This window comes from Oerskovia flava, from assembly GCF_026163685.1.
In the GTDB taxonomy this organism is placed as follows: domain Bacteria; phylum Actinomycetota; class Actinomycetes; order Actinomycetales; family Cellulomonadaceae; genus Oerskovia_A; species Oerskovia_A flava.
On record NZ_JAOXSR010000017.1, the window covers coordinates 1 to 20,793 of the forward strand.

General features: G+C 72.0%; 14 protein-coding genes. 4 read left to right on the plus strand and 10 right to left on the minus strand.

Features of this window, described 5'->3' with window-relative positions; genetic code table 11:
• The 5 genes from OHL10_RS18375 to OHL10_RS18395 all read right to left on the minus strand — a co-directional run.
• Positions 1 to 173, minus strand: a 173-nt coding sequence (locus OHL10_RS18375) for an FAD-binding protein (RefSeq protein WP_265523724.1), incomplete at its 3' end; no start/stop codon positions are given.
• A 135-nt stretch (positions 174 to 308) separates the two neighbouring features.
• Positions 309 to 2,066, minus strand: a complete 1,758-nt coding sequence (locus tag OHL10_RS18380) for a protein kinase family protein (protein ID WP_265523704.1) — start codon at positions 2,064 to 2,066, stop codon at positions 309 to 311.
• A 75-nt stretch (positions 2,067 to 2,141) separates the two neighbouring features.
• Positions 2,142 to 4,052: a murein biosynthesis integral membrane protein MurJ gene (murJ, locus tag OHL10_RS18385; protein WP_322645593.1), complete on the minus strand. Its 1,911-nt coding sequence runs from the start codon at positions 4,050 to 4,052 to the stop codon at positions 2,142 to 2,144.
• Entirely contained in the window at positions 4,049 to 6,214 is a 2,166-nt protein-coding gene (locus OHL10_RS18390) for a DUF6049 family protein (RefSeq protein ID WP_265523705.1), read from the minus strand. The genes murJ and OHL10_RS18390 overlap by 4 nt, the downstream gene beginning before the upstream one ends.
• On the minus strand, positions 6,211 to 6,861 hold the full coding sequence (locus OHL10_RS18395) for an NUDIX hydrolase (protein ID WP_265523706.1): 651 nt from the start codon (positions 6,859 to 6,861) through the stop codon (positions 6,211 to 6,213). The genes OHL10_RS18390 and OHL10_RS18395 overlap by 4 nt, the downstream gene beginning before the upstream one ends.
• A gap of 54 nt (positions 6,862 to 6,915) precedes the next feature.
• Here OHL10_RS18395 and OHL10_RS18400 point away from each other — a divergent pair, with 54 nt between their 5' ends.
• The gene (locus OHL10_RS18400) at positions 6,916 to 8,427 is read left to right on the plus strand and encodes a CCA tRNA nucleotidyltransferase (RefSeq protein WP_265523707.1); all 1,512 of its coding nucleotides are present in this window, start codon (positions 6,916 to 6,918) and stop codon (positions 8,425 to 8,427) included.
• A 48-nt stretch (positions 8,428 to 8,475) separates the two neighbouring features.
• Here OHL10_RS18400 and OHL10_RS18405 read toward each other — a convergent pair whose 3' ends face one another.
• Entirely contained in the window at positions 8,476 to 9,996 is a 1,521-nt protein-coding gene (locus OHL10_RS18405) for a DHA2 family efflux MFS transporter permease subunit (protein ID WP_265523708.1), read from the minus strand.
• A 197-nt stretch (positions 9,997 to 10,193) separates the two neighbouring features.
• Here OHL10_RS18405 and OHL10_RS18410 point away from each other — a divergent pair, with 197 nt between their 5' ends.
• The gene (locus tag OHL10_RS18410) at positions 10,194 to 11,879 is read left to right on the plus strand and encodes an FAD-dependent oxidoreductase (protein WP_265523709.1); all 1,686 of its coding nucleotides are present in this window, start codon (positions 10,194 to 10,196) and stop codon (positions 11,877 to 11,879) included.
• On the opposite strand, the gene OHL10_RS18415 is transcribed toward OHL10_RS18410, so the two are convergent.
• From OHL10_RS18415 to OHL10_RS18430, 4 genes are all read right to left on the minus strand, one after another.
• Positions 11,814 to 14,042, minus strand: coding sequence for a SpoIIE family protein phosphatase (locus tag OHL10_RS18415; RefSeq protein WP_265523710.1), 2,229 nt, complete (start codon positions 14,040 to 14,042; stop codon positions 11,814 to 11,816). The genes OHL10_RS18410 and OHL10_RS18415 overlap by 66 nt on opposite strands.
• Positions 14,043 to 14,252: 210 nt before the next feature.
• Positions 14,253 to 15,575: an MFS transporter gene (locus OHL10_RS18420; RefSeq protein ID WP_265523711.1), complete on the minus strand. Its 1,323-nt coding sequence runs from the start codon at positions 15,573 to 15,575 to the stop codon at positions 14,253 to 14,255.
• Between the two features lie 196 nt (positions 15,576 to 15,771).
• On the minus strand, positions 15,772 to 16,863 hold the full coding sequence (locus tag OHL10_RS18425; protein WP_265523712.1) for an inositol-3-phosphate synthase: 1,092 nt from the start codon (positions 16,861 to 16,863) through the stop codon (positions 15,772 to 15,774).
• Positions 16,860 to 17,543 carry a PadR family transcriptional regulator gene (locus OHL10_RS18430; RefSeq protein ID WP_265523713.1) on the minus strand — a complete coding sequence of 228 codons (684 nt, stop codon included), beginning with the start codon at positions 17,541 to 17,543 and terminating at the stop codon, positions 16,860 to 16,862. Before OHL10_RS18430 ends, OHL10_RS18425 begins: the two co-directional genes overlap by 4 nt.
• A gap of 319 nt (positions 17,544 to 17,862) precedes the next feature.
• Between OHL10_RS18430 and OHL10_RS18435 the strand changes: the two genes are divergently transcribed.
• Complete coding sequence (locus tag OHL10_RS18435) at positions 17,863 to 20,286, plus strand: penicillin-binding protein (protein WP_322645595.1); 2,424 nt, start codon at positions 17,863 to 17,865, stop codon at positions 20,284 to 20,286.
• A gap of 196 nt (positions 20,287 to 20,482) precedes the next feature.
• The gene (gene rpsF, locus OHL10_RS18440) at positions 20,483 to 20,773 is read left to right on the plus strand and encodes a 30S ribosomal protein S6 (RefSeq protein WP_265523714.1); all 291 of its coding nucleotides are present in this window, start codon (positions 20,483 to 20,485) and stop codon (positions 20,771 to 20,773) included.
• Positions 20,774 to 20,793: the final 20 nt, after the last annotated feature.

A 20,793-nucleotide genomic window follows, 5' to 3' on the forward strand; every position in this document is an offset into this window, starting at 1 on the left:
TCCGTGGTGTTCATCAACGCACCACCAGCCGTCACCGACCCCGCCACCACCACCGGAGCCAACCCCGCCCGCGCCGCATACACCGCAGCCGTCCACCCCGCAGGACCCGACCCCACGATCACCACGTTCTCGATCGGGCCGTCGGCCAGTGCCTCGGTGGTCGGGCGGGTCATGTTCTGGTCGCTCACAGGTACTCCTTGATGATGGTCGGTGCGTGGGCGTCAACACCCACGCGCACGCTTCTGTTCCGCAGGCACGCTCCGGCGCGCCGGGCGTCCCTGCTCAGGGTGTTCGGGAGCGTCGCGGCCTCAGGAGATCTCGATCTCGTTGAGCTCGAGGCGGTTCCTGCCGTCGGAGGTCTGGGGCAGCTCGGTGATCCACAGCACAAAGCTCTCGCCCTCGACCGGTTCGTCGAAGATGAGCTCCGTCGTGCTCGAGAACGCGCCGGAGGCGAGCACCTCGCCCTCGGTCGGTGCGTCCTCGGTCGTGGCGCGCACCTCGACCTGGCCGCCTTCGCTGTTGGTGTCGAGCACGATCGAGGACACGGGGGCCGCCTCCTCGAGGATGATCGCGTAGCCGACCGCGGACTTGAGCCCACCGAACTGTGCCGAGTTGTAGGTACGTGTGTACCAGAAGGTCTCGGGCTGCCCGTCGAACGCGAGCTCGACGGCCTCTGGGTGCTCACCGTCGTTGGACTCCGAGGCGGCGTCGCCTTCGGGGTCGAGCGCGCGTCCGCCGGCGATCTGCGGACGGACGTCCTGTGTGGGCTCCGCCGTCGGAGCCGGCTCGGCAGTCTCGCCGTCGGGCTCCTCGGCCTCCTCCGTGGCGGTGATCACCGGTCGCTCGCCCGCCTGCAGCGGCGGTTCGAATCCCCGCACGACGTTGCCGATCGCCCAGACGACGCCGATGACGACGCCCACGAGGACGAGCAGCAGCACGAGGGCGGTGGGGTTGAACTTCCCCGGCTTGCGAGGTCCGCCTGCCGGCGCCTCGGGCGGCCCGGGGGGCGGTGCGCCCTGCGGCATCCCCTGCGTGGCGTCGGGGGGCGGGTACGCAGCTGCGGGATAGGCCGCCGTCGCCTCGGGCGGTGGCGGCGGCACCGCGCCCGCGCCGCCGGGGAACGCCTCGGGCGCGCGCTGGATCCGGCCGGTCGAGGGGCGCCGCACGGGCGGTGCGGGGGGAGGGGTACCAGGCGGGGCGGCCGCCCCGGTGCCGAGCATGGTGAGCACGGACTGACGGTTCACCGGGTCGGTCGGGTTCTGGGCCTGCACGAACGCCGGCAGCGCCGCGACCACGGACACTTCGCCCCACGGTTCGAGGGCCGCGACGACGTCGCCCGGGCTCTGCGGCCCGGCATTCGCAAAGGTCTGCTCGCACAGCGTCGACAGGTCCTGCGGAACGTCGCGGACGAGTGCGGCGAGCGGCATCACGCCCTGCTCGTCCCGCTGCGCCGGCAGCGGATGGATCGCGTCCTCGCTGATCCACGGCACGTCGAGGCTCGGGCCCGCCCAGCGGGCGGTCATCGTGTAGTAGAGGAGTGCGACGAGCGCCACGGCGTCGGTGCGCGACGTCGTCTGCGGGTCCTGCTGGTCCTGGCCGGAGACACCGGCGTCCGTCCCCAGGCCGGTGACGACGACGCGACTGCCGTCCACGCGGACGGCGTCGGGGCGCAGCGCGAGGTGGTGCACGCCTCGGCGACGGGCGACCTCGAGCGCGGCGGCGGCCTCACCGATGACCGCCCTGGCCTGCTGCGGGTCGACGATGCCGCTCGCGACGATGTCGCTGAGCGTCAGCCCGGTGAACGGCTCGGTCACGACATAGGCGAGCCCGTTCTCGGACCCGACGTCGAGGACTCGGGTGAGGCGTGGATCCGTGACGAGCGCTGCCCGCCGGGCGGAATCGAGAGCGTCGGCGACGTACGGACCGGACAGGAGGGTGATCCGGACGGGTCGGTCGAGGATCTGGTCGTGCGCCGACCACGCGGTCATGCCCGCGAGGTCCGACGTGAGCTGCTCGGCCAAGCGGTAGCGGGCTACGAGCAGTGCTCCGGGACCTACGTCGTTCACCTGACCTCCTCGTTCGCACTCGTGGTCGTCGTCACCCCCACATGGTACGCGGGCCCGGAACGTCCGGGTCGTCCCCTACCCGCGCCGTCGGACCTTGCGAAGGATCGGTGCGGCGAGGTCGTCGAGCTCGCGCACGCGCATGGCGCGCAGCGCGATCAGGTAGACGCCCGTCATCGCGATGCCGCAGACCGTGACGACGACACCGGCGCGCAGCCACGACAAGCCGTAGAGGTCGCCGAAGAGCTGGAGGACCGCCCAGCCGACGCCGGCGCTCAGGGCCGCGGCGATCGTCGCCTTGACGTGCATGCGCACGATGCGGAACGCGTCCAGCCCTTGCAGCGTCGAGCGCAGCCCGACGGTGCGCAGGAGCACCGCGACGAGGTTGGACAGGCTCATCGCGGCGGCGATGCCCACGACCCACCACTGCGGCGCGAGCACCTGGGTGGAGAGCCACGAGACGCCGATGAGAACGATCGTCGCGGGCACCTGGATCCAGAAGACGGTCCGGCCGTCCTCGAAGGCGTAGTACACCCACTTCATGAGCACCATGCCGCCGAGGGGGACGAGCCCGAAGGCCATCGCGACGAGCACCTGGCTGACCGCCACGCCCTCGGAGGCCCCGACCGACGGGACGAGCAGCTTGGTGATCGGCAGGGCGAGCACGACGAAGACGGCGGTGGCGAAGACCGTGAAGACCCCGACCGTCCGGACGCCGTGCGACAGAGCGGCGCGGACCCGGCTGAGGTCGCCCGCGTGGGCGGCCGCGCTCATCCCGGTGAACAGCGCGGTCGCGATCGAGACGGTCACGAGCGAGTGGGGGAGCAGGTAGATCATGAGCGACTGCGTGTAGGCGGCGTTGCCGGCCACCGCGAACGAGTCGGGCGCGCCGGTGAGCAGGCCGTCGACGATCCCGCTCGCTCCCGGGTCCTGCGCGTAGTCGCCGAAGGTGTCCTCGAGCGCCGCGTCGGGTGCCGCGCTCGCGAACCGGGTGACGAACAGGACGCCGACCTGCTCGAGGATGACGGCGGCGAACGTCCAGAGCGCGACCTGGCCGGCGGAGCGCAGGCCGATGCCGCGCAGACCGAGCCGCAGGTGCCACCGGAACCCGCTGCGGTACAGCGGGATGAGCAGCACGAGGGCCTGCGCGGCGACGCCGAGGGTCGCGGTACCGGCGAGGAGCGCGATCTTCGGGCCGTCCCAGGCCGTGAGGTCGTCGACGTTCCCGGCGGCCGCGGGGCCGTAGACGGCGATGAACGCGCCGAACCCGGCGATCGAGACGAGGTTGTTGACGACCGGCGCCCACATGAACGGCCCGAACTGCCCGCGCGCGTTGAGCACCTGCCCCAGCAACGTGTAGAGCCCGTAGAAGAAGAGCTGGGGGATGCACCAGAACGCGAAGGTGACGGCGAGGGCCGTCTGCGCGTCGGTCCACCGGTCGGAGGTGTAGAACCCGATGACGACGCTCGCCCCGAGCGTGAGCGCGAGAGAGATGGTGAGCAGCAGCACGCCCGCGAGCGTGAGCAGCTTGTCGAGCCGCTCCTGCGGGTTGCGCGACCGGTACGCACGCACGATCTGCGGGACGAGCACCGCGTTGAGCACACCGCCCGCGAGGATCGCGAAGAGGATGTTGGGGATCTTGTTCGCGACGTCGAACGCGTCGGCGACGACGCCGGTGATCCCGATCGCGGCGACGAGCAGGACGTTGCGCACGAGCCCCAGGGCCCGCGAGACCGCGGTGCCGGATGCCATGAGGGCGGAGGCTCGGCCGAGGGTGCTGGTCTTCGCGGTGCCGGCGACCGTCGTCACCGGGCCGTCGTCCGTCCCGCCGTCCGCCCTGTCGGTCGGGCCGCCAGCAGCGTCGGGTGCGGCGGGCGCGTCGTCCCCGGTGGGGTCGACGACGGCGTCCGCGGCCGCGTCGACGGGTAGGGGAGGCCGCCCGGGACCGCTCTGCGGGCGCGGCGCACCGGGCCGGCGGGCGTGCTTCACGGTGCCTCCTCCTCGGTGGTGGTGGCAGGGGCGGGGGCGGGTTGGTCGACGGTCGCCCCCGCCGCCCGGCGGGGCGAGCGTCCCCGTCGGATCGTGCGCCAGACGCCGGCCACGAGCCCGACGGTGAGCAGCACGGCGACGATCGCGGTGCCGACGGACTCCCAGTCGGCCCGTACGCGCACGACGAACTCCGCGGGCTGCGCGACGACCGTCCCGTCGAGACTGAGCACCTCGACGTCGACGGTGACGTTCCCGCTGCCGATCGCGCGCACCGGGACGTCGACCTGTGCCTCGCCGCCGGCGGGCACGGTGGTCTGCGGCTGCTGCAGGATGCTCAGGCGCGGGTCGTCGGGGAGCAGCGCGACGCGCACGGTGACGTCCTGGTCGAGCGCGTTGCGGACCCGGACCGGGAGCTGGCCCGTCGCGCTGATGAGGTTGATGTCGGAGCCGGGGGCGACCTCGATGCTGTCGATCTGGCGGGCCACGGCCGCGTCGACCTGCTGGATCACGGTGTCCCGGACGGTCGTGACCTGCCGGTACCCGATGCCGGCCGGGGCGACGAACGCGGGCTCGAACGGACGGACCTGCGCTGCCGGGTCCGCCGTGATCGACGCGAAGTCGACGAGTTCGGCACGGCTGCGCCGCAGCGACCGCAGGTCGGTCCGGGAGATCTCGCCGTCGGCGACCTCCACTGCCGGCAGGGAGGAGCGCACGACGTCAGGGATCGGGGAGTCCAGGAGCTCGCCGACGCCGGTCAGGTCGACCCAGGGCGCGTCCCGCAACGCGGCGAGGTGGGCCCCGAGCCTCTCGGTGTCGACGTCGCCGGAACGCGGTAGCGCCGCCAGGAGGTGCCGCAGGTCAGCCGGTCGTTCCCGGGCGATCGTCGCCGTCTCGGCGAGCAACCGCTGCGTCGTGCTCGCCGTGGTGGGCTCACCGCCGGCCCCGTCCGGCCCGCCGGCACCGTTCGACCCGCCGGTCCTGCTCGGCAGGCCGGTGCCGCTGAGCAGCCCGGTCAGCACGGGTTCGGCGACGAGCGCCGTCGTCGGGTCGGTGTCGGCGGCGACCTGGGCGAGACCTGTCGGGGTGTAGGTGAGGGTGGCGGCGGGGACGAGCGCGTCGCCGCGCACCACGACGAACTCCTTGCCCTCCTCGGCAGCGAGCTGGATGGTGACCTGGTCGGGGACGTCGTCGGCCGGCCACCACAGGTCCGTGCGCCAGCCCTCGGTCGGGTCCACGCCACCGGGCAGGGCGACGCCGGTCCGGGGCGAGGCCTCCGCGTGGGCGAACGCGGCGAGGTCCGGGTCGTACGGGTCGAGGGCGAACGTGTCGCGCCCCTCGGCCGCCTCCAGGAGGTCCGTCGCCCAGGTGCGGGCGGTGGGGTCGCCCGAGTCCTGTGCGAGCGCGAGCACCGTCGGGTCGACCACCCACGAGACCTCGGGGACGTCTGCCGTCGCCGTGAGCAGCCTGCCGAGCCGGTCGTCGGGGCCGACCTGGGCGGCGACGAGGTCGTCGGTCGCCTCCAGGTCGAGCGGGTCGACGGGCGGCCCGACGAACGGCGCGAGGACGCTGAGCCGCACGGGTGAGGTGGTGTCCTGCGGTGCCCACAGGAGGAACGAGCGCAGGACGGCGACCCGGGCGCCGCCGTCGGACAGCGTGACGGACAGTGCGCGCGGGCCCCACGCGGAGAAGCCGCTCAGCCCGAGCTCTGCCGGTGCGGCGGTGAAGGTGACCGTCGTCGCCTCGCCGGGCCCGAGCGGGTCGAGGTCGGTGGTCGATCCCGAGACGGGCGTGGCGGCGGCGAACACGGTGCCCGACTCGACCCAGCGGCTCAGCTGGGAGCGGGTGTCGAGCGTCCAGGGGTTGACCCCGAGGGTGGCCGACGGCGCGGCGAGCGGCTGGTCCGTCGGGTTGCGCACGGTGACCGTGACGCTGAGCGTGTCGTCCGGGCTGCTGAGCACGTCCGGCGTCTGGCTGGTGAGCTCGACCGTCACGTCGGTGGCGTCTTCCGCGTCGGTGGTGACGTCGGTGGGCAGGCCCGGCGCGGGGAGCGCACCGAGCAGCACGAGGGCGGCCGCGAACGTCGCGACGAGCAGGGACCGCGCGTGCAGGACGGCGCGGGCGGCGCCGGAGCGGTGCGCGCCGTCGTGGTGCGAGAGCGTCATGGGTGGTCGGTCGAGCTCCGTGGCGAGGGTGGTGCCGGTCGGGTGGTGACGACTGTGCGAGTCACCGTACCGCGGAAGCGGGACGTCCGGCGCCGACCGTGCAGGACGTCGTCGGCCGCTGCGGCAAGGCGTCGTTCGTTGGGGTAGGACAGCCGCGCGGGCAGGTCGTCCATCGCGATCCAGGCCACGTCCTCGGCCTCACCGTCCGGGTCGCCCTCGACGGTGAGGAAGCCCCCGGTGGCCCGCAGGAGGAAGTGGTGCACCACCTTGTGGACGCGGCGGTCGTCGCCGGTGAACCAGTAGTCGATGATCCCGAGCGGCGTCTGGACGGTGCCGGAGATGCCGGTCTCCTCGGCGATCTCGCGGACCGCGGCCTCCTCTGGCGTCTCAGTGCCCTCGAGGTGGCCCTTGGGCAGGCACCACTCCAGGCGGCCACCCCGGTTGCGCCGGGCGATGACGGCGGCGTGCGCCGTCCCGCCGAGGATCTCGACGACCACTCCGCCCGCGGAGACCTCCTCGACGACGGGCAACGGTGCCTGTGCATGCGGCACGAGCGGTCGGGGTGCGTCGGGGTCGATGCGCAGCGCGTGCCCGCCCGGAGGCGCGGGGACTCCCCGGCGATCCGCGGAGTGCGCTGGGGTGGACATGAACCAACTTTACCGAGTTCGGGATGGGCGTCGGGTCTGGCACGCTTGGATGTCGTGCCGACCTTCCCTGATCCCGCGTCTCGCGCCGAGCCCCCGACCCGCGCCGAGCTGGACCTCCAGCGCCGTGCGCTCGGGGTCCTCACCGAGCTCGCTCCCTCCGCCCTCGAGCTGGGAGAGCTGTTCCGGGCGGCGGGTCACGAGCTCGCGCTGGTGGGCGGACCGGTCCGCGACGCGTTCCTCGGGCGGGCGAGCACGGACCTCGACTTCGCGACGTCGGCCTCGCCCGACGAGACGCAGACGATCCTCGCGGCGTGGGGTGACGCGCACTGGGACATCGGCAAGGAGTTCGGCACGATCGGCGCGAAGCGCTTCGCCGGGAAGCGAGGTGTCGACCCCACCGCGGACGACGTCGTCGTCGAGGTGACGACGTACCGCAGCGACGAGTACGACCCGACGTCCCGCAAGCCGGTCGTCGCGTTCGGGGACACGCTCGAGGGCGACCTGTCGCGCCGTGACTTCACGGTGAACGCGATGGCGGTGCGGGTGCCGGAGATGACGTTCGTCGACCCGTTCGACGGGTTGTCGGACCTCGCGCGCCAGGTGCTGCGCACCCCGATCGCGCCCGAGCGCTCCTTCGACGACGACCCGCTGCGGATGATGCGGGCCGCGCGCTTCGCGGCCCAGCTGGGCTTCGCGGTCGACGGCGGCACGCTCGCTGCGCTGGTGGCGATGGCGGCGCGCATCGAGATCGTCTCGGCGGAGCGGGTGCGTGACGAGCTCGTCAAGCTGCTCCTGTCGGCGTCCCCGCGCGCGGGGCTCGAGGTCCTCGTGGACACGGGTCTGGCGGACCACGTGCTCCCCGAGCTGCCCGCGCTGCGCCTCGAGATCGACGAGCACCACCGGCACAAGGACGTCTACGAGCACTCGCTGACGGTGCTGGACCAGGCGATCGCGCTGGAGACCGGGCCCGACGGCGCGGTCCCGGCCCCCGACCTCGTGCTGCGGCTCTCGGCGTTGCTGCACGACATCGGCAAGCCCCCGACGCGCCGCTTCGAGCCCGGTGGCGGCGTGAGCTTCCACCACCACGAGGTCGTCGGCGCGAAGATGACGGCGAAGCGGCTCAAGGCACTGCGCTTCGACAAGGACACGATCAAGCAGGTCTCGCGGCTCGTCGAGCTGCACCTGCGGTTCCACGGCTACGGCGACGGCGCGTGGACGGACTCGGCGGTGCGCCGGTACGTGACCGACGCCGGCCCGCTGCTCGAGCGGCTGCACCGGCTCACCCGGGCCGACTCCACGACCCGCAACCGTCGCAAGGCGCAGCGGCTGTCGGCCTCGTACGACGACCTTGAGCAGCGCATCGCCGCGCTGCGCGAGCAGGAGGAGCTCGCGGCGATCCGTCCTGACCTCGACGGGCAGCAGATCATGGCGACGCTCGGGATCGGGCCGGGCCGCGACGTCGGGCGGGCGTACAAGCACCTGCTCGAGCTGCGGATGGAGCGCGGGCCCCTCGGCGAGGACGCGGCGAGGGCCGAGCTCGTGTCCTGGTGGGCAGACCAGGGCTGAGCCCGACCCTCGCGGCGCGGGACCTCGTGGGCTGCGCCCACCGGGAAGCTAGTGGGCTGCGCCCACCGGGGCGTCCGCCGGCTCGGCGTCCGCGGGTGCGGCCGCACCGCGGCGCAGCAGGAACGACAGCCCGACGGCGACCAGCATGACGGCGGTGCCCCAGACGAACGCCGCGGCCACACCGTCGGCGAGCGCGACCGGCGCGGCCACGCCCTCTTCGCCGAGCGCGACCGAGCGGGACGTCATCACCGCGACGAACATCGCGATGCCCGCGGCGCCGGCGAGCTGCTGCACGGTGCCGATGGCCGCCGACCCGTGGGAGTAGAGCGCGGGGCGCAGCGCACCGAGCGCCGTCGTGAACAGCGGGGTGAACACGAGCGCGAGGCCGAGGCTCAGCACGACGTGCGCGCCGAGGACGAACCACGGTGACGTCGTCGTGCTGATCGTCGTGAGCGCACCCATCGCGACGGTCACCGCGACGAGGCCGGGCAGCACGAGGGGTCGCGCGCCGACGCGGTCGAACGCCCGCCCGACGGTCGGGCCGAGCAGGCCCATCGCGAGACCGCCCGGCAGGACGATGAGCCCGGTGGCGAGCGGCTCCAGCCCGAGGGAGTCCTGCAGGTAGAGCGGCAGGAGGATGAGGGAGCCGAACATGGCGACCATGCTCACGGCCATGATGGTCAGCGCGATCGCGAAGCTCCCGGCGGTGAAGACCCGCAGGTCGAGCAGCGGCCCGACCGGGCCCGTGGAGCGCTGGAGCGCGAGCTGGCGCCACACGAAGAGCCCGAGGAACGCGAAGCCGAGCACGATCGGGACCCACACGGGCACCAGCGGAGCCGCGTGCGCCGCCTCGCCGATGCTGGACAACCCGTAGACGAGCCCGCCGAACGCGAACGCCGCGAGCAGCAACGAGAGCACGTCCAGGGGCGCCTTGGTCCGCGGCGCGGTGTCCCGCACGTAGAAGGCGCCGACGGCGAGGGCGATCAGCGCGATCGGCAGCACCAGGCCGAACACCCAGCGCCAGCTCAGGGAGTTGAGGACGACGCCGGACAGCGCCGGGCCGAGCGCGGGCGCCGCGGCCATGACGAACGCGATGTTGCCCATGATCCGCCCGCGGGAGCTCGGCGGGACGATCGTCATGATGGTCGTCATGAGCAGCGGCATCATGATCGCCGTGCCTGACGCCTGAACGATCCGCCCGGTGAGCAGCCACGCGAACGAGGGCGACAGCGCGGCGAGCAGCGTGCCAGCGCTGAACAGGGACATCGCCAGAAGGAAGGCGCCACGCGTGCCGAGCCTCTGCAGCAGGAACCCGGTCGCCGGGATGACGACCGACATCGTCAGCATGAACGCCGTCGTCAGCCACTGGCCGGTGCTGGCCGTGATACCGAGGTCGGTCATGAGGGGCGCGAGCGCCACGCTCATCGTCGTCTCGTTGAGGATGACGACGAATGCCGACCCGAGGAGCAGGGCGATGACGAGCACGTCCTGACGTGCGAGCGCTGCCGGGGGTGCGGCAGCGGGCGCGGCCGTGGTGGCTACGGGTGGTGCGGAGTCAGGGGTGGCCATGGTTCTCCTGGCGTGGGTGCGTGTGCGTGTGCGTGTGCGTGTGCTGGGGGCCGCGGGGACGCCCTCGGTGAGGGGCACGGCGGACCGCATTCCTCAAACCTCCTGACATCCTGCGCTATTCCCGTGGCGTGTACGAGTTCTTTTCCACGTGGCGTTCTGATACCCCCCGGGGTATGGTCGTCGACAGGAGGTCACCCATGAAGATCGTCATCGTCGGCGGAGTAGCCGCCGGCATGTCCACCGCCACCCGGCTGCGCCGCCTCGACGAGCAGGCCCACGTCGTCGTCCTCGAGCAGGGCGAGCACGTGTCGTACGCCAACTGCGGGCTGCCCTACTACGCCGGGGGAGTCATCGAGGACCGCGACGCCCTGCTCCTGCAGACCCCTGCGGCGCTCGCCGCCCGGTTCCGGCTCGACGTCCGTGTCCGCAGCCGCGTGACGGCGGTGGACGCCGAGGCCCGTACCGTCACGGTCGAGGACCTCCCGACGGGGACGTCGTACGAGGAGTCGTACGACGAGCTCGTGCTGAGCCCCGGCGCCCGCCCGGTCGTCCCCGACGTCCCCGGTGCGGGGCGGGCGCTCGTCCTGCGTGACGTGGCCGACGTCGACCGCCTCGTCGCGGCCACCGGCACCGCCCGCTCGACGGTCGTCGTGGGCGGTGGGTTCGTCGGGCTCGAGCTCGCGGAGAACCTGGCCCGCCGGGGGATCGCGGTGACCGTCGTCGAGCTCGCGGACCAGGTCCTCGCGCCCCTGGACCCGGAGCTGGCCGTGCTCGTCGCCGCAGAGCTCGCCGAGCACGGCGTCACCGTGCGCACCGGCGCGACGGTCCGCGAGATCACCGCCCGCGAGGTCGTGCTCGACGACGGGGAGCACCTGCCCGCGGACGTCGTCGTCGCCGCGATCGGGGTCCGCCCGGACACCACGCTGGCCGAGGCGGCCGGGGCCCGCACCGGGCCCCGGGGCGGCATCCTCGTCGACGCGGACCTGCGCACGAGCGTGCCGCACGTGTTCGCCGTCGGGGACGCCGCGACCAAGCAGGACGCCCTGGCCGACGACGCACCCACCCTCGTCCCGCTGGCCAACCTCGCGAACCGGCACGGCCGGCACGTCGCGGACGTCATCACGGGCCGACGCACCGGGATGCGCGCGGCCCAGAGCACCGCCGTCGTGCAGGTCTTCGGGCTGACCGCCGCCGTCACCGGGTGGAACGAGAAGCGGCTGCGCGCCGCGGGGCGGCCCTACCGGGCGATCCACACGCACCCGGCGCAGCACGCCGGGTACTACCCGGGGGCGCAGCAGATGGCGCTCAAGCTGCTCGTGGACCCGGAGACCGACGCCGTGCTCGGCGCGCAGGGTGTGGGGCGCGACGGTGTGGACAAGCGCATCGACGTGCTCGCGACGGCGATCGCCGGGGGGATCACCGCCTCCGGCCTCGCCGACCTCGAGCTGGCCTACGCCCCGCAGGTGGGGTCCGCGAAGGACCCCGTGAACATGCTCGGCTACGTCGCGGACAACCTGCGCACCGGCGAGACCCGCACCGTCCAGTGGCACGAGCTCGCCGCGCTCCTCGAGGACGGTGCCCGGCTCGTCGACGTCCGCAGCCCGGCCGAGCACGCCGCCGGCACGATCCCCGGCGCCGTGAACATCCCCCTCGACGACCTGCGCGAGCGCCACCACGAGCTCACCGGGGCCCACGGACCGGGCCGGGGCCCCGTCGTCGTGCACTGCCAGGTGGGGCAGCGCGGGCACACCGCCGCACGACTGCTCAGCCAGCTCGGGTACGACGTGCGCAACCTCGACGGCGGCTACCTCACGTGGTCAGCGGGCCGGCGGGCCACCGACGTTGCGGATCACCAGGACGCAGACGTCGTCCTCGTGCGGTGAGCTGACGAGCGCGCGCACCAGCTCGTCGCACATCGTGTCCGCGTCCGGCCCGCCCTCCGGGCCACCGTCTCCGCCGACCAGCCGGGACACGACGTCGGCCAGCTCGGCGAGACCCTCGCGCAGGGGGCGGGTGCGGCGCTCGACGAGGCCGTCGGTGTAGAGGAGCAGCGAGTCGCCGACCTCGAGACGGGCGATGCCCTCGGGGACGTCGTCGTGCACCTCGACCACACCCACGGGCGTCGTGAGGGACCCGTCGAGCATCCGCACCTCGCCCGTCGCCGAGACGATCAGGGGCGGCGGATGCCCGGCGCGCGCGTAGCGCACGTCCATGCCGCCGCAGGGGGTGGGGGTGAGCTGCGCGTAGGCGCACGTCGCGATGTCGGCCATCCCCAGCCCGCGCACGAGCTGGTCGAGGCGCGAGATCACCTCGCGGGGCCGCTCGCCGGTCCACGCGTGCGACCGCAGCACCGACCGCAGCTGCCCCATCGCGGCGGCCGCGCCGATGTCGTGCCCGACGACGTCCCCCACCGCGACCCCGACGCTCCCGTCGGGCAGGTGCAGGACGTCGTACCAGTCGCCCCCGATCTCGGCGCGCGTCGTCGCCGGGAGGTACACCGCCGCGCAGTCCAGGCCCGGGATCGTGGTCAGGTGCGGGAGCAGGCTGCGCTGGAGGGTCACCGCGGTCGAGTGCTCGCGCGCGTAGAGCCGCGCGTTGTCGAGGGCCAGACCGGACCGGCTCGCCAGGTCCGTGATGGTGCGCACGTCCTCGTCCGAGAAGCCCTCGACGTCGCGCGAGACGATCGTCAGCGCACCGATGATGCGGTCGTGCCCGCGCAGCGGGACGACGATCGCGCTGCCGAGGCCGAGCGCGTGCAGCGCGGCGAGCTCGTCGGGGTCGGTGCGACCCGGCAGGCTGGCGGTGTCCACACCGAAGGCTTGCGGCACGTCGCCCGAGTGCAGCACCCGCGTGAGGATCGGAGACTCCTCGAGCCAGCGGCGCCGGGCCTCGAGGAGGCGGGTCTGCTCCTCCAGGCCCTCGTGGCGCGAGACCACCCGGGTCGTGAGGATCTGTCGCCGCTCGTCGACGACCGTCGCGAAGCACCAGTCACCGAAGTGCGGGGCCACGAGCTCGGGCAGCTCGGCCACGCCGGCCTCGGTGTCGAAGAGCTCGACGAGGCGCGCGGTGATGGTGGAGAGCAGCAGGAGCCGGTCGTTCATGGCGCGGATCGCGTCGAGGGCCTGAGCCTGGGCGAGCTCGACCTCGATGCGTTCGGTGATGTCCGCCTGCACCCCGACGTGGTGCGTGACGTTCCCGGTCTCGTCGAGCACCGGGCTGATGACCACCTGGTTCCAGAACGTCGTGCCGTCATTGCGGTAGTTGAGGAGCGTCTCGCCGACGGTGCGGCCCTCGGCGAGGGCGGTGCGGATGCGGTCGACCGCCGCCCGGTCGGTCGCCGGGCCCTGCAGGAACCGGCAGTTGGTGCCGAGCACGTCGTCGGAGGCGTAGCCGGTGACCCGTGTGAAAGCGGGGTTCACCCAGATGAGCGGGTCGTCGGGTGCGTGCGGGTCGGAGATGGTGATCGACAGCTCGCTCGCCATCGCGGCCCGGTGCTGCAGGTCGGACGCCGCGGCGACCTGGGCGTCGCGGACGCCCTCGACGTCGGTGACGGGCAGCAGCACGAGCACCGACTGTCGCTCGAGGGCACCGGGGGCGTTCGACAGCGGGATCCCGACCGCCCAGAGCAGCTCGCGGCTGACCGTGGCGTCCGACGAGCGTCGGGCCGTGAGGGACACCCCGCGCTGGGGGATCCCCGCCGCGAGGTCCGTGAGCGTGGACTCCGACTCGTGGAGGGGTGTGCCGTCGGGCAGCTCCAGGCCGGCACCGCGGGACCAGTGGTCCAGGGACATCGGCAGGGTGCCGTGCCCGGCGAGCTGCGTCGCGAGGTCGTTGGCGTAGACGACCGTCCCGTCCTCGAGGTCCACGAGCAGGACGGCGGCGGGGTGCGCCGCGCTGAGGTCGGGCACGAGCGACAGCGCGAGCGAAGCGGTGGCGCGCAGGGAGGGGGTGGGGCTCAGGGAAGGGGTGGCGGGCGGGCCCGGCGGGACAGCTCGGGGTGCGGCGTCCCGGGGATCGGCGGGGATGCCAGGCGGCGACGAGACCATACTTCCGTCCAGGATCGTGCTTCCGGGGCCGTGTGCTCGACGCCGTACGAGGTCATGAAGGTTCTGCGGGTGCTGCTGGGGTGGAAATTTTCACCCGTCCTCTGGCGTGGTGTCCAGCGGGTTGACGATGTCCACGACGACCCGCACGTCTTTGTCATGATGTGGGGCGTTTCGTCGGGTGAAACGCCAGGTGAGAGTGGCCAAGAGGGCTCAGGACGTTCCGCGGACCGGCGACGGGGCCGCCGTCGGGACCTCGACCGCGGTGCGTGCGCCGAAGCGGCCGAAGACCACGGCCGCGACGGCATAGGCGACCGCGATGCCCGCGAACACCACGGGGGAGTATCCGGTGTCAGGGAGCGTCAGTGCCGCCAGGGCCGCGGCGCCGACGAACGCGGCGTTGTACAGCACGTCGTAGAGCGAGAAGGCGCGCCCGCGGAACTCGTCGACGCTGTCTCGCTGGACCACCGTGTCGACGGCGATCTTCGCGCCCTGCGCGGCGAGACCCAGCAGCGCGGCGCCGAGCATCATCGTCACGTACGTCAACGTCACCGCGAGCAGGACCTGGCTCGCCGCAGCCAGCGTGAGCATGATCGTGATCCACGCCTGCGGGCCCGTGCGCCGGCTCAACGTCGGGGTGAGCACCACCGCCGCGCCGAAGCCCACCGCGGACGCCCCGAGCACGACGCCGAACGTCGCCAGCCCCTGCTGGCTGTCCGCCGGGTCCGAGAGCAGGTTGCGGGAGATGAGGATGCTCGCGATGAACGTCGCCCCGTAGAGGAAGCGGTGCACCGCCATCACGGCGAGTCCCTGCCCGGGGGTGCGCCGCGCCCAGAGGTACCGCGCGCCGTCGGCCAGGCCCTGGGCCGTGCGGGCGAGCGCGCCCCGCAGCTCGTCGCCCGACGCCGGACGGTCCGGTCCCAGCTGCGACGCACCCAGGCGCGTGGCGAGCAGGGCGGCGAGGGCGAACGCGACGGCCGCGCAGAACAGCGCGAGCGAGTCCTTGGTGCGTCCGGGCTCCAGCGCGAGGCCGAGGACGAAGCCGATCGCACCACCGACGCCGGCCGCCGCGGCCCCGAGCGTCGGGGTGAGGGAGTTCGCCGTGAGCAGGAGCGGACCGTCGACGACGCGCGGTAGCGACGCGGACAGCGCCGCGAGCAGGAAGCGGTTGACCGACAGGTTCGCCAGGGCCAGGACGTAGATCCACGGCCCGACACCCGAGGTGAGCATGACGACCGCGATCGTCGCCGTGAGCACCACGCGCAGGAGGTTGCCGAACAGCAGGACCTGTCGGCGCCGCCACCGGTCGAGGAAGACCCCCGCCCACGGCCCGACGATCGTGAACGGAGCGAGCAGCACCGCGAACGCCACCGCGATCGACGACGCCGTGCCCTGCGACTCGGGGGAGAAGAAGAACAGCGTCGCGAGCCCGACCTGGAACATGCCGTCCCCGGCCTGGCTGACCAGGCGCACGGAGAAGAGCCTGCGGAAGTCACGCAGCCGCAGCAGCACACCGAGCTCGGAGATCACACCCACACGTCCACCCTACGTTCGGTCGCTCGGCCCCCGGCCGCCGGTCTGCGCACGAGAACCCTCCCGCGAGAGAGAACCCTCGTGCGCGAGGTAGAACCCAGGTGCGCGAGGTAGAACCCCAGAACGCGAGAGAGAACGCCCGTTGCGTACGGGCGTTCTCTCTCGCGGACGGACGTTCTACCTCGCGGGGAGGGTCAGCTCAGCGCTCGGTCTCGCCGGCGATGAAGGCCTCGAGCTGGGCGCGGCCCTTCGTGTCCTCCATCTGGACCGGCGGGGACTTCATGAAGTACGTCGAGGCGGAGAGGATCGGGCCACCGACGCCACGGTCCTTGGCGATCTTCGCGGCGCGCACGGCGTCGATGATGATGCCGGCCGAGTTGGGGGAGTCCCAGACCTCGAGCTTGTACTCCAGGTTCAGCGGGACCTCACCGAACGCACGGCCCTCGAGGCGGACGTACGCCCACTTGCGGTCGTCGAGCCACGCGACGTAGTCGGACGGGCCGATGTGGACGTTGCGGTCGTCGGTCTTGCCGGCGAGCGCACCCTCGAGGTTCGAGGTCACGGCCTGCGTCTTGGAGACCTTCTTCGACTCGAGGCGGTCGCGCTCCAGCATGTTCTTGAAGTCCATGTTGCCGCCGACGTTCAGCTGGTACGTACGGTCCAGCGCCACGCCGCGGTCCTCGAAGAGCTTCGCGAGCACACGGTGCGTGATGGTCGCGCCGACCTGCGACTTGATGTCGTCGCCGACGATCGGCACACCGGCAGCCTCGAACTTCGCGGCCCACTCCGGGTCGGACGCGATGAACACGGGCAGCGCGTTGACGAACGCGACACCGGCGTCGATGGCAGCCTGCGCGTAGTACTTCGCGGCCTGCTCCGAGCCCACGGGCAGGTAGCAGACGAGGACGTCCACGCGAGCCTCGCGCAGCGCCGCGACGATGTCGACGGGCTCGGCGTCCGACAGCTCGATCGTCTCGGCGTAGTACTTGCCGATGCCGTCGAGCGTGTGGCCGCGCTGGACCGTCACACCGAGCGGCGGGACGTCAGCGATCTTGATCGTGTTGTTCTCGGAGGCGCTGATCGCCTCGGAGAGGTCGAAGCCGACCTTCTTGGCGTCGACGTCGAACGCGGCGACGAACTCCAAGTCGGACACGTGGTAGTCACCGAACTGCACGTGCATCAGACCGGGCACGGTGCTGTTCGGGTCGGCGTCTGCATAGAAATGAACGCCCTGGACCAGCGACGCGGCGCAGTTGCCGACGCCAACGATGGCGACGCGGATGGAGGTCATCCTCGCTCCTTGTTCTCGGTGCCGGGACGCGGAGCGCCGTCGGCGGACTTGTTACTGGGGGTGGTGCTCGGGGAGGTCCCTGAGGTGCTGGGGGTGGTGCGGGGGCGGCCGTAGCTGCCCGCGGCCGTGCGGCCCCGCTCCGTGGTGATGAGCCCGTCGAGCCAGCGCACCTCGCGCTCGACCTGCTCGAGTCCGTGGCGTTGCAGCTCGAGCGTGTACTCGTCGAGCCGCTCGCGGGTGCGGGCCGCGGACTCCCTGACCGCTTCCAGCCTCTCGGTGAGCCGGGTACGCCGGCCCTCGAGGATGCGGATGCGGGTCTCGGCGTCGGTCTGCGCGAAGAACGCGAACCGGACGTCGAAGCTCTCGTCCTCCCAGGCCGCGGGGCCTGACGTCGCGAGGACGCTCTGGAGGTGTTCCTTGCCGTCAGCGGTCAGCTCGTAGACGATGCGTGACCGCTTGCCGGACAGGGCGTGGGACTTGGTCGCTGCCGACGACTCGGTGCCGGTGATCAAGCCACGGGTGACCATCGACTTCAGCGCCGGGTACAGGGATCCGTAGGACAGGGCACGGAACGAACCCAGCATGACGTTGAGCCGCTTGCGCAGCTCGTAGCCGTGCAGGGATGCGTCGTTGAGCAGCCCGAGGATGGCGGTCTCAAGTACGTCCGATCGGTTGCGCACTGGTCACACCTCCCCGTCTGTCCTGCGGGGATGTCCCGCTCGCTCGACTCGATGTATCGAGCCGATACATCGAGAGGTTACGTCGGTTCGACGTATCGCGCAATGTGCTGAGGTGGGCAGCCCGTGTTCTGCGGCACCCGCGCCGAGTTGTGAAGGACTGGCGGACCTGGCGCAGAAACGTGGCGAAGCAATCGGGCCGACTCACGGTCGGACCGCCCCCGCGGCTGCGCGGGCGCCTATTGTTCAGGGTGGTCCGTGCTGTCCGACGACGCCGACCGCTCTTGTGAACAGGCCGAGTAGTCAAGTGGAAAGGTAGACCGTGGCGCGCTCCACGAGGACGACGAACGGACGGAAGTCCGCCCCCGCCGGGCGACGCCGTCGGTTCTTCAACTACCCCCGTTCGCACGTGCGCGGGTTCCGCCGCTGGCTGCCGTCGTGGCGCGTGGTCGTCGGGACGATCCTCACCGGGATCGCGCTCGTGGCCGGACTGGTCATCGCGGCGTACGCGACGACCAAGATCCCCAACGAGCTGCCCGACGTGAACAAGCAGACGACGACCGTCTACTTCTCGGACGGCACCACGGAGATGGGCCGCTTCGCGGCCGAGAACCGGGAGATCGTCGACTTCGACACCCTGCCCGACTACGTCGGCAACGCGGTCGTCGCGTCGGAGGACTCGACGTTCTGGACCAACTCCGGCATCGACCCGCGCGGCATGGTGCGGGCGATGTGGAACAACCTGAGCGGTGGCTCCCGCCAGGGGGCCTCGACGCTCACGCAGCAGTACGTCGAGCGGTACTACACAGACACGACGACGGACTACGTGGGCAAGTTCCGCGAGGCGATCCTGGCGATCAAGATCGGCCAGGAGCAGGAGAAGGAGGAGATCCTCGGGAACTACCTCAACACCATCTACTTCGGGCGGGGCGCCTACGGCATCGAGGCCGCCGCGCAGGCCTACTTCGACACGTCGGCCGCCGAGCTGACGATCTCCGAGGCCGCTCTCCTCAGCGGCGTGATCCCCTCGCCCACCAACTGGGACCCGCGCAACAGCCCGGAGCAGGCCGAGGCGCGCTGGAACCGCAGCCTCGACCGGATGGTCGCGGACGGGCACATCACCGCCGCGGAGCGCCAGGAGGCGGCTTTCCCCGAGGTCGAGGAGTATTCGCCGTCCGACCGGCTGGGTGGACCGAACGGTTACCTGCTCCAGATGGTGCGCGACGAGGTGGTCGAGACCGGGAAGGTCTCCGAGACCCAGATCGACACGCAGGGTCTGAAGATCGTCACGACGATCGACAAGTCCATGCAGAAGGCAGCGGTCGAGACCGCCGACTCCCTGCCGCGCGGCGAGGACGAGCCGAACCCGGCGGCCGACAACCTGCGCCCGGCGATCGTCTCGATCGACCCGGAGGACGGCGCGATCAGGGCGTTGTACGGCGGCCCGGACTACGTCTCCCAGCAGTTCAACAACGCGGTCCAGGGTTCCGCGCAGGGTGGCTCGACGTTCAAGCCGTTCACCCTCATCGGGGCGCTCGAGGACGGGCACACCCTCGAGGAGTACTACGACGGCAACTCCCCGCGGACGTTCGCCGGGGCCAACGACGGCAGCGACTGGGAGCTCGGGAACTTCGGCGGTCGTGGCTACGGGCAGGTCAACCTCATCGAGGCGACCGCGAAGTCCGTCAACACCGTGTACGCCGAGCTGAACATCGAGATCGGACCTGACCGCACGGCCGACGTCGCGCACCGCGCGGGCATCGAGGCGGAGGTCGGCAACGAGGCGTCCAACGTGCTCGGGGCGGCGACGGTGACGCCGCTCGAGCTGACCGACGCCTACGCGACCCTCGCGGCGCAGGGCATGAAGTCCACGCCGCACATCGTCCAGACGGTGCACCTGCTCAACGATGCGCTCGTCTACGAGGCGGAGGGTCCGGAGTCGCGGTCCAAGGAGTTCGAGCCCGACGTCATGGCCGCGACGACGTTCGCGCTGAGCCAGGTCGTCGAGATGCCCGGCGGCTCGGGCAACCCGGCGCAGGTGCTGGACCGCCCGGTCGCCGGCAAGACGGGGACGTCGAACGACAACCGCTCCGCCTGGTTCGCGGGGTACGTCCCGCAGCTCGCGACCGTGATCGGCCTCTACCAGGTCGGGGAGAACGGCGAGCAGGAGCAGATCACCCCGTTCGGCGAGTGGAGCGAGATCACCGGTGGTACGTGGCCGGTGAACGCGTGGACCGAGTACATGGGCAAGGCGATCGGGGACGACGCCAAGCAGGAGTTCCCGACGTACACGCCCCCGCGTCCGACCGTCCCGACCGAGGAGCCGACCGAGGACTCCACCGAGACGGAGGAGCCGGAGGAGACCGAGGAGCCCGTCGAGGAGCCCGAGCGTCCGACGGTCCCCGGTCTCGTCGGACGGAGCCTGGACGACGCCCGCGCGGCGCTGTCCGCGCTCGGCCTCAACGCGCGCGTCACGGAGGAGTACTCCGACGACGTCCCGCGCGGCATCGTCATCCGCGCCTCGTCCGAGGGGACGCAGGTGCCGGAGGGGTCCACGATCTCGCTGGTCGTCTCGCGGGGACCCGACCCGGGCAACCAGCCGGCCCCGGAGCCGGAACCGGAGCCGGAACCGACCGAGGATCCGGATCCGGAGCCGACGGACGAGCCGACGGACGAACCGACCGACGAGCCCGGCGGCGGCAACGCGGGCGGCGGCGGTGGCGGCGGCCGCCCGGGCAGCGACTGACCTGATCGGCCGAGACCGGAGATTTCCTGCGGCCCCGCGCGAGCGGGTACCGTAGGGGGTTGCTGTGTGCTTCGTCCGGGCTGCCATCAGCCGGGTCGTCGCCGCAGCAGAGCAGTACCAGCATGAAGAGACGTGCAGAACCCTCCTGTCACGGATGGACCGTGACCGCTGAGTCCGAAGGAGGTGGGTTAACCGCATGCGTCAGTACGAACTGATGATCATCCTCGACCCCGAGATCGAGGAGCGCACCGTCGCCCCGTCGCTCGACAAGTACCTGTCGGTCATCAAGACCGACGGTGGAACCGTCGACAAGGTGGACATCTGGGGCCGTCGCCGTCTGGCCTACGAGATCCAGAAGAAGTCCGAGGGCATCTACGCGGTCGTCGACTTCACGTCGACGTCCGACACCGCCAAGGAGCTCGACCGTCAGCTCGGCCTCAACGAGGTCGTCCTGCGGACGAAGACCCTGCGCACGGACGCTCGCTGATCCACCCCGCACCATCCCTG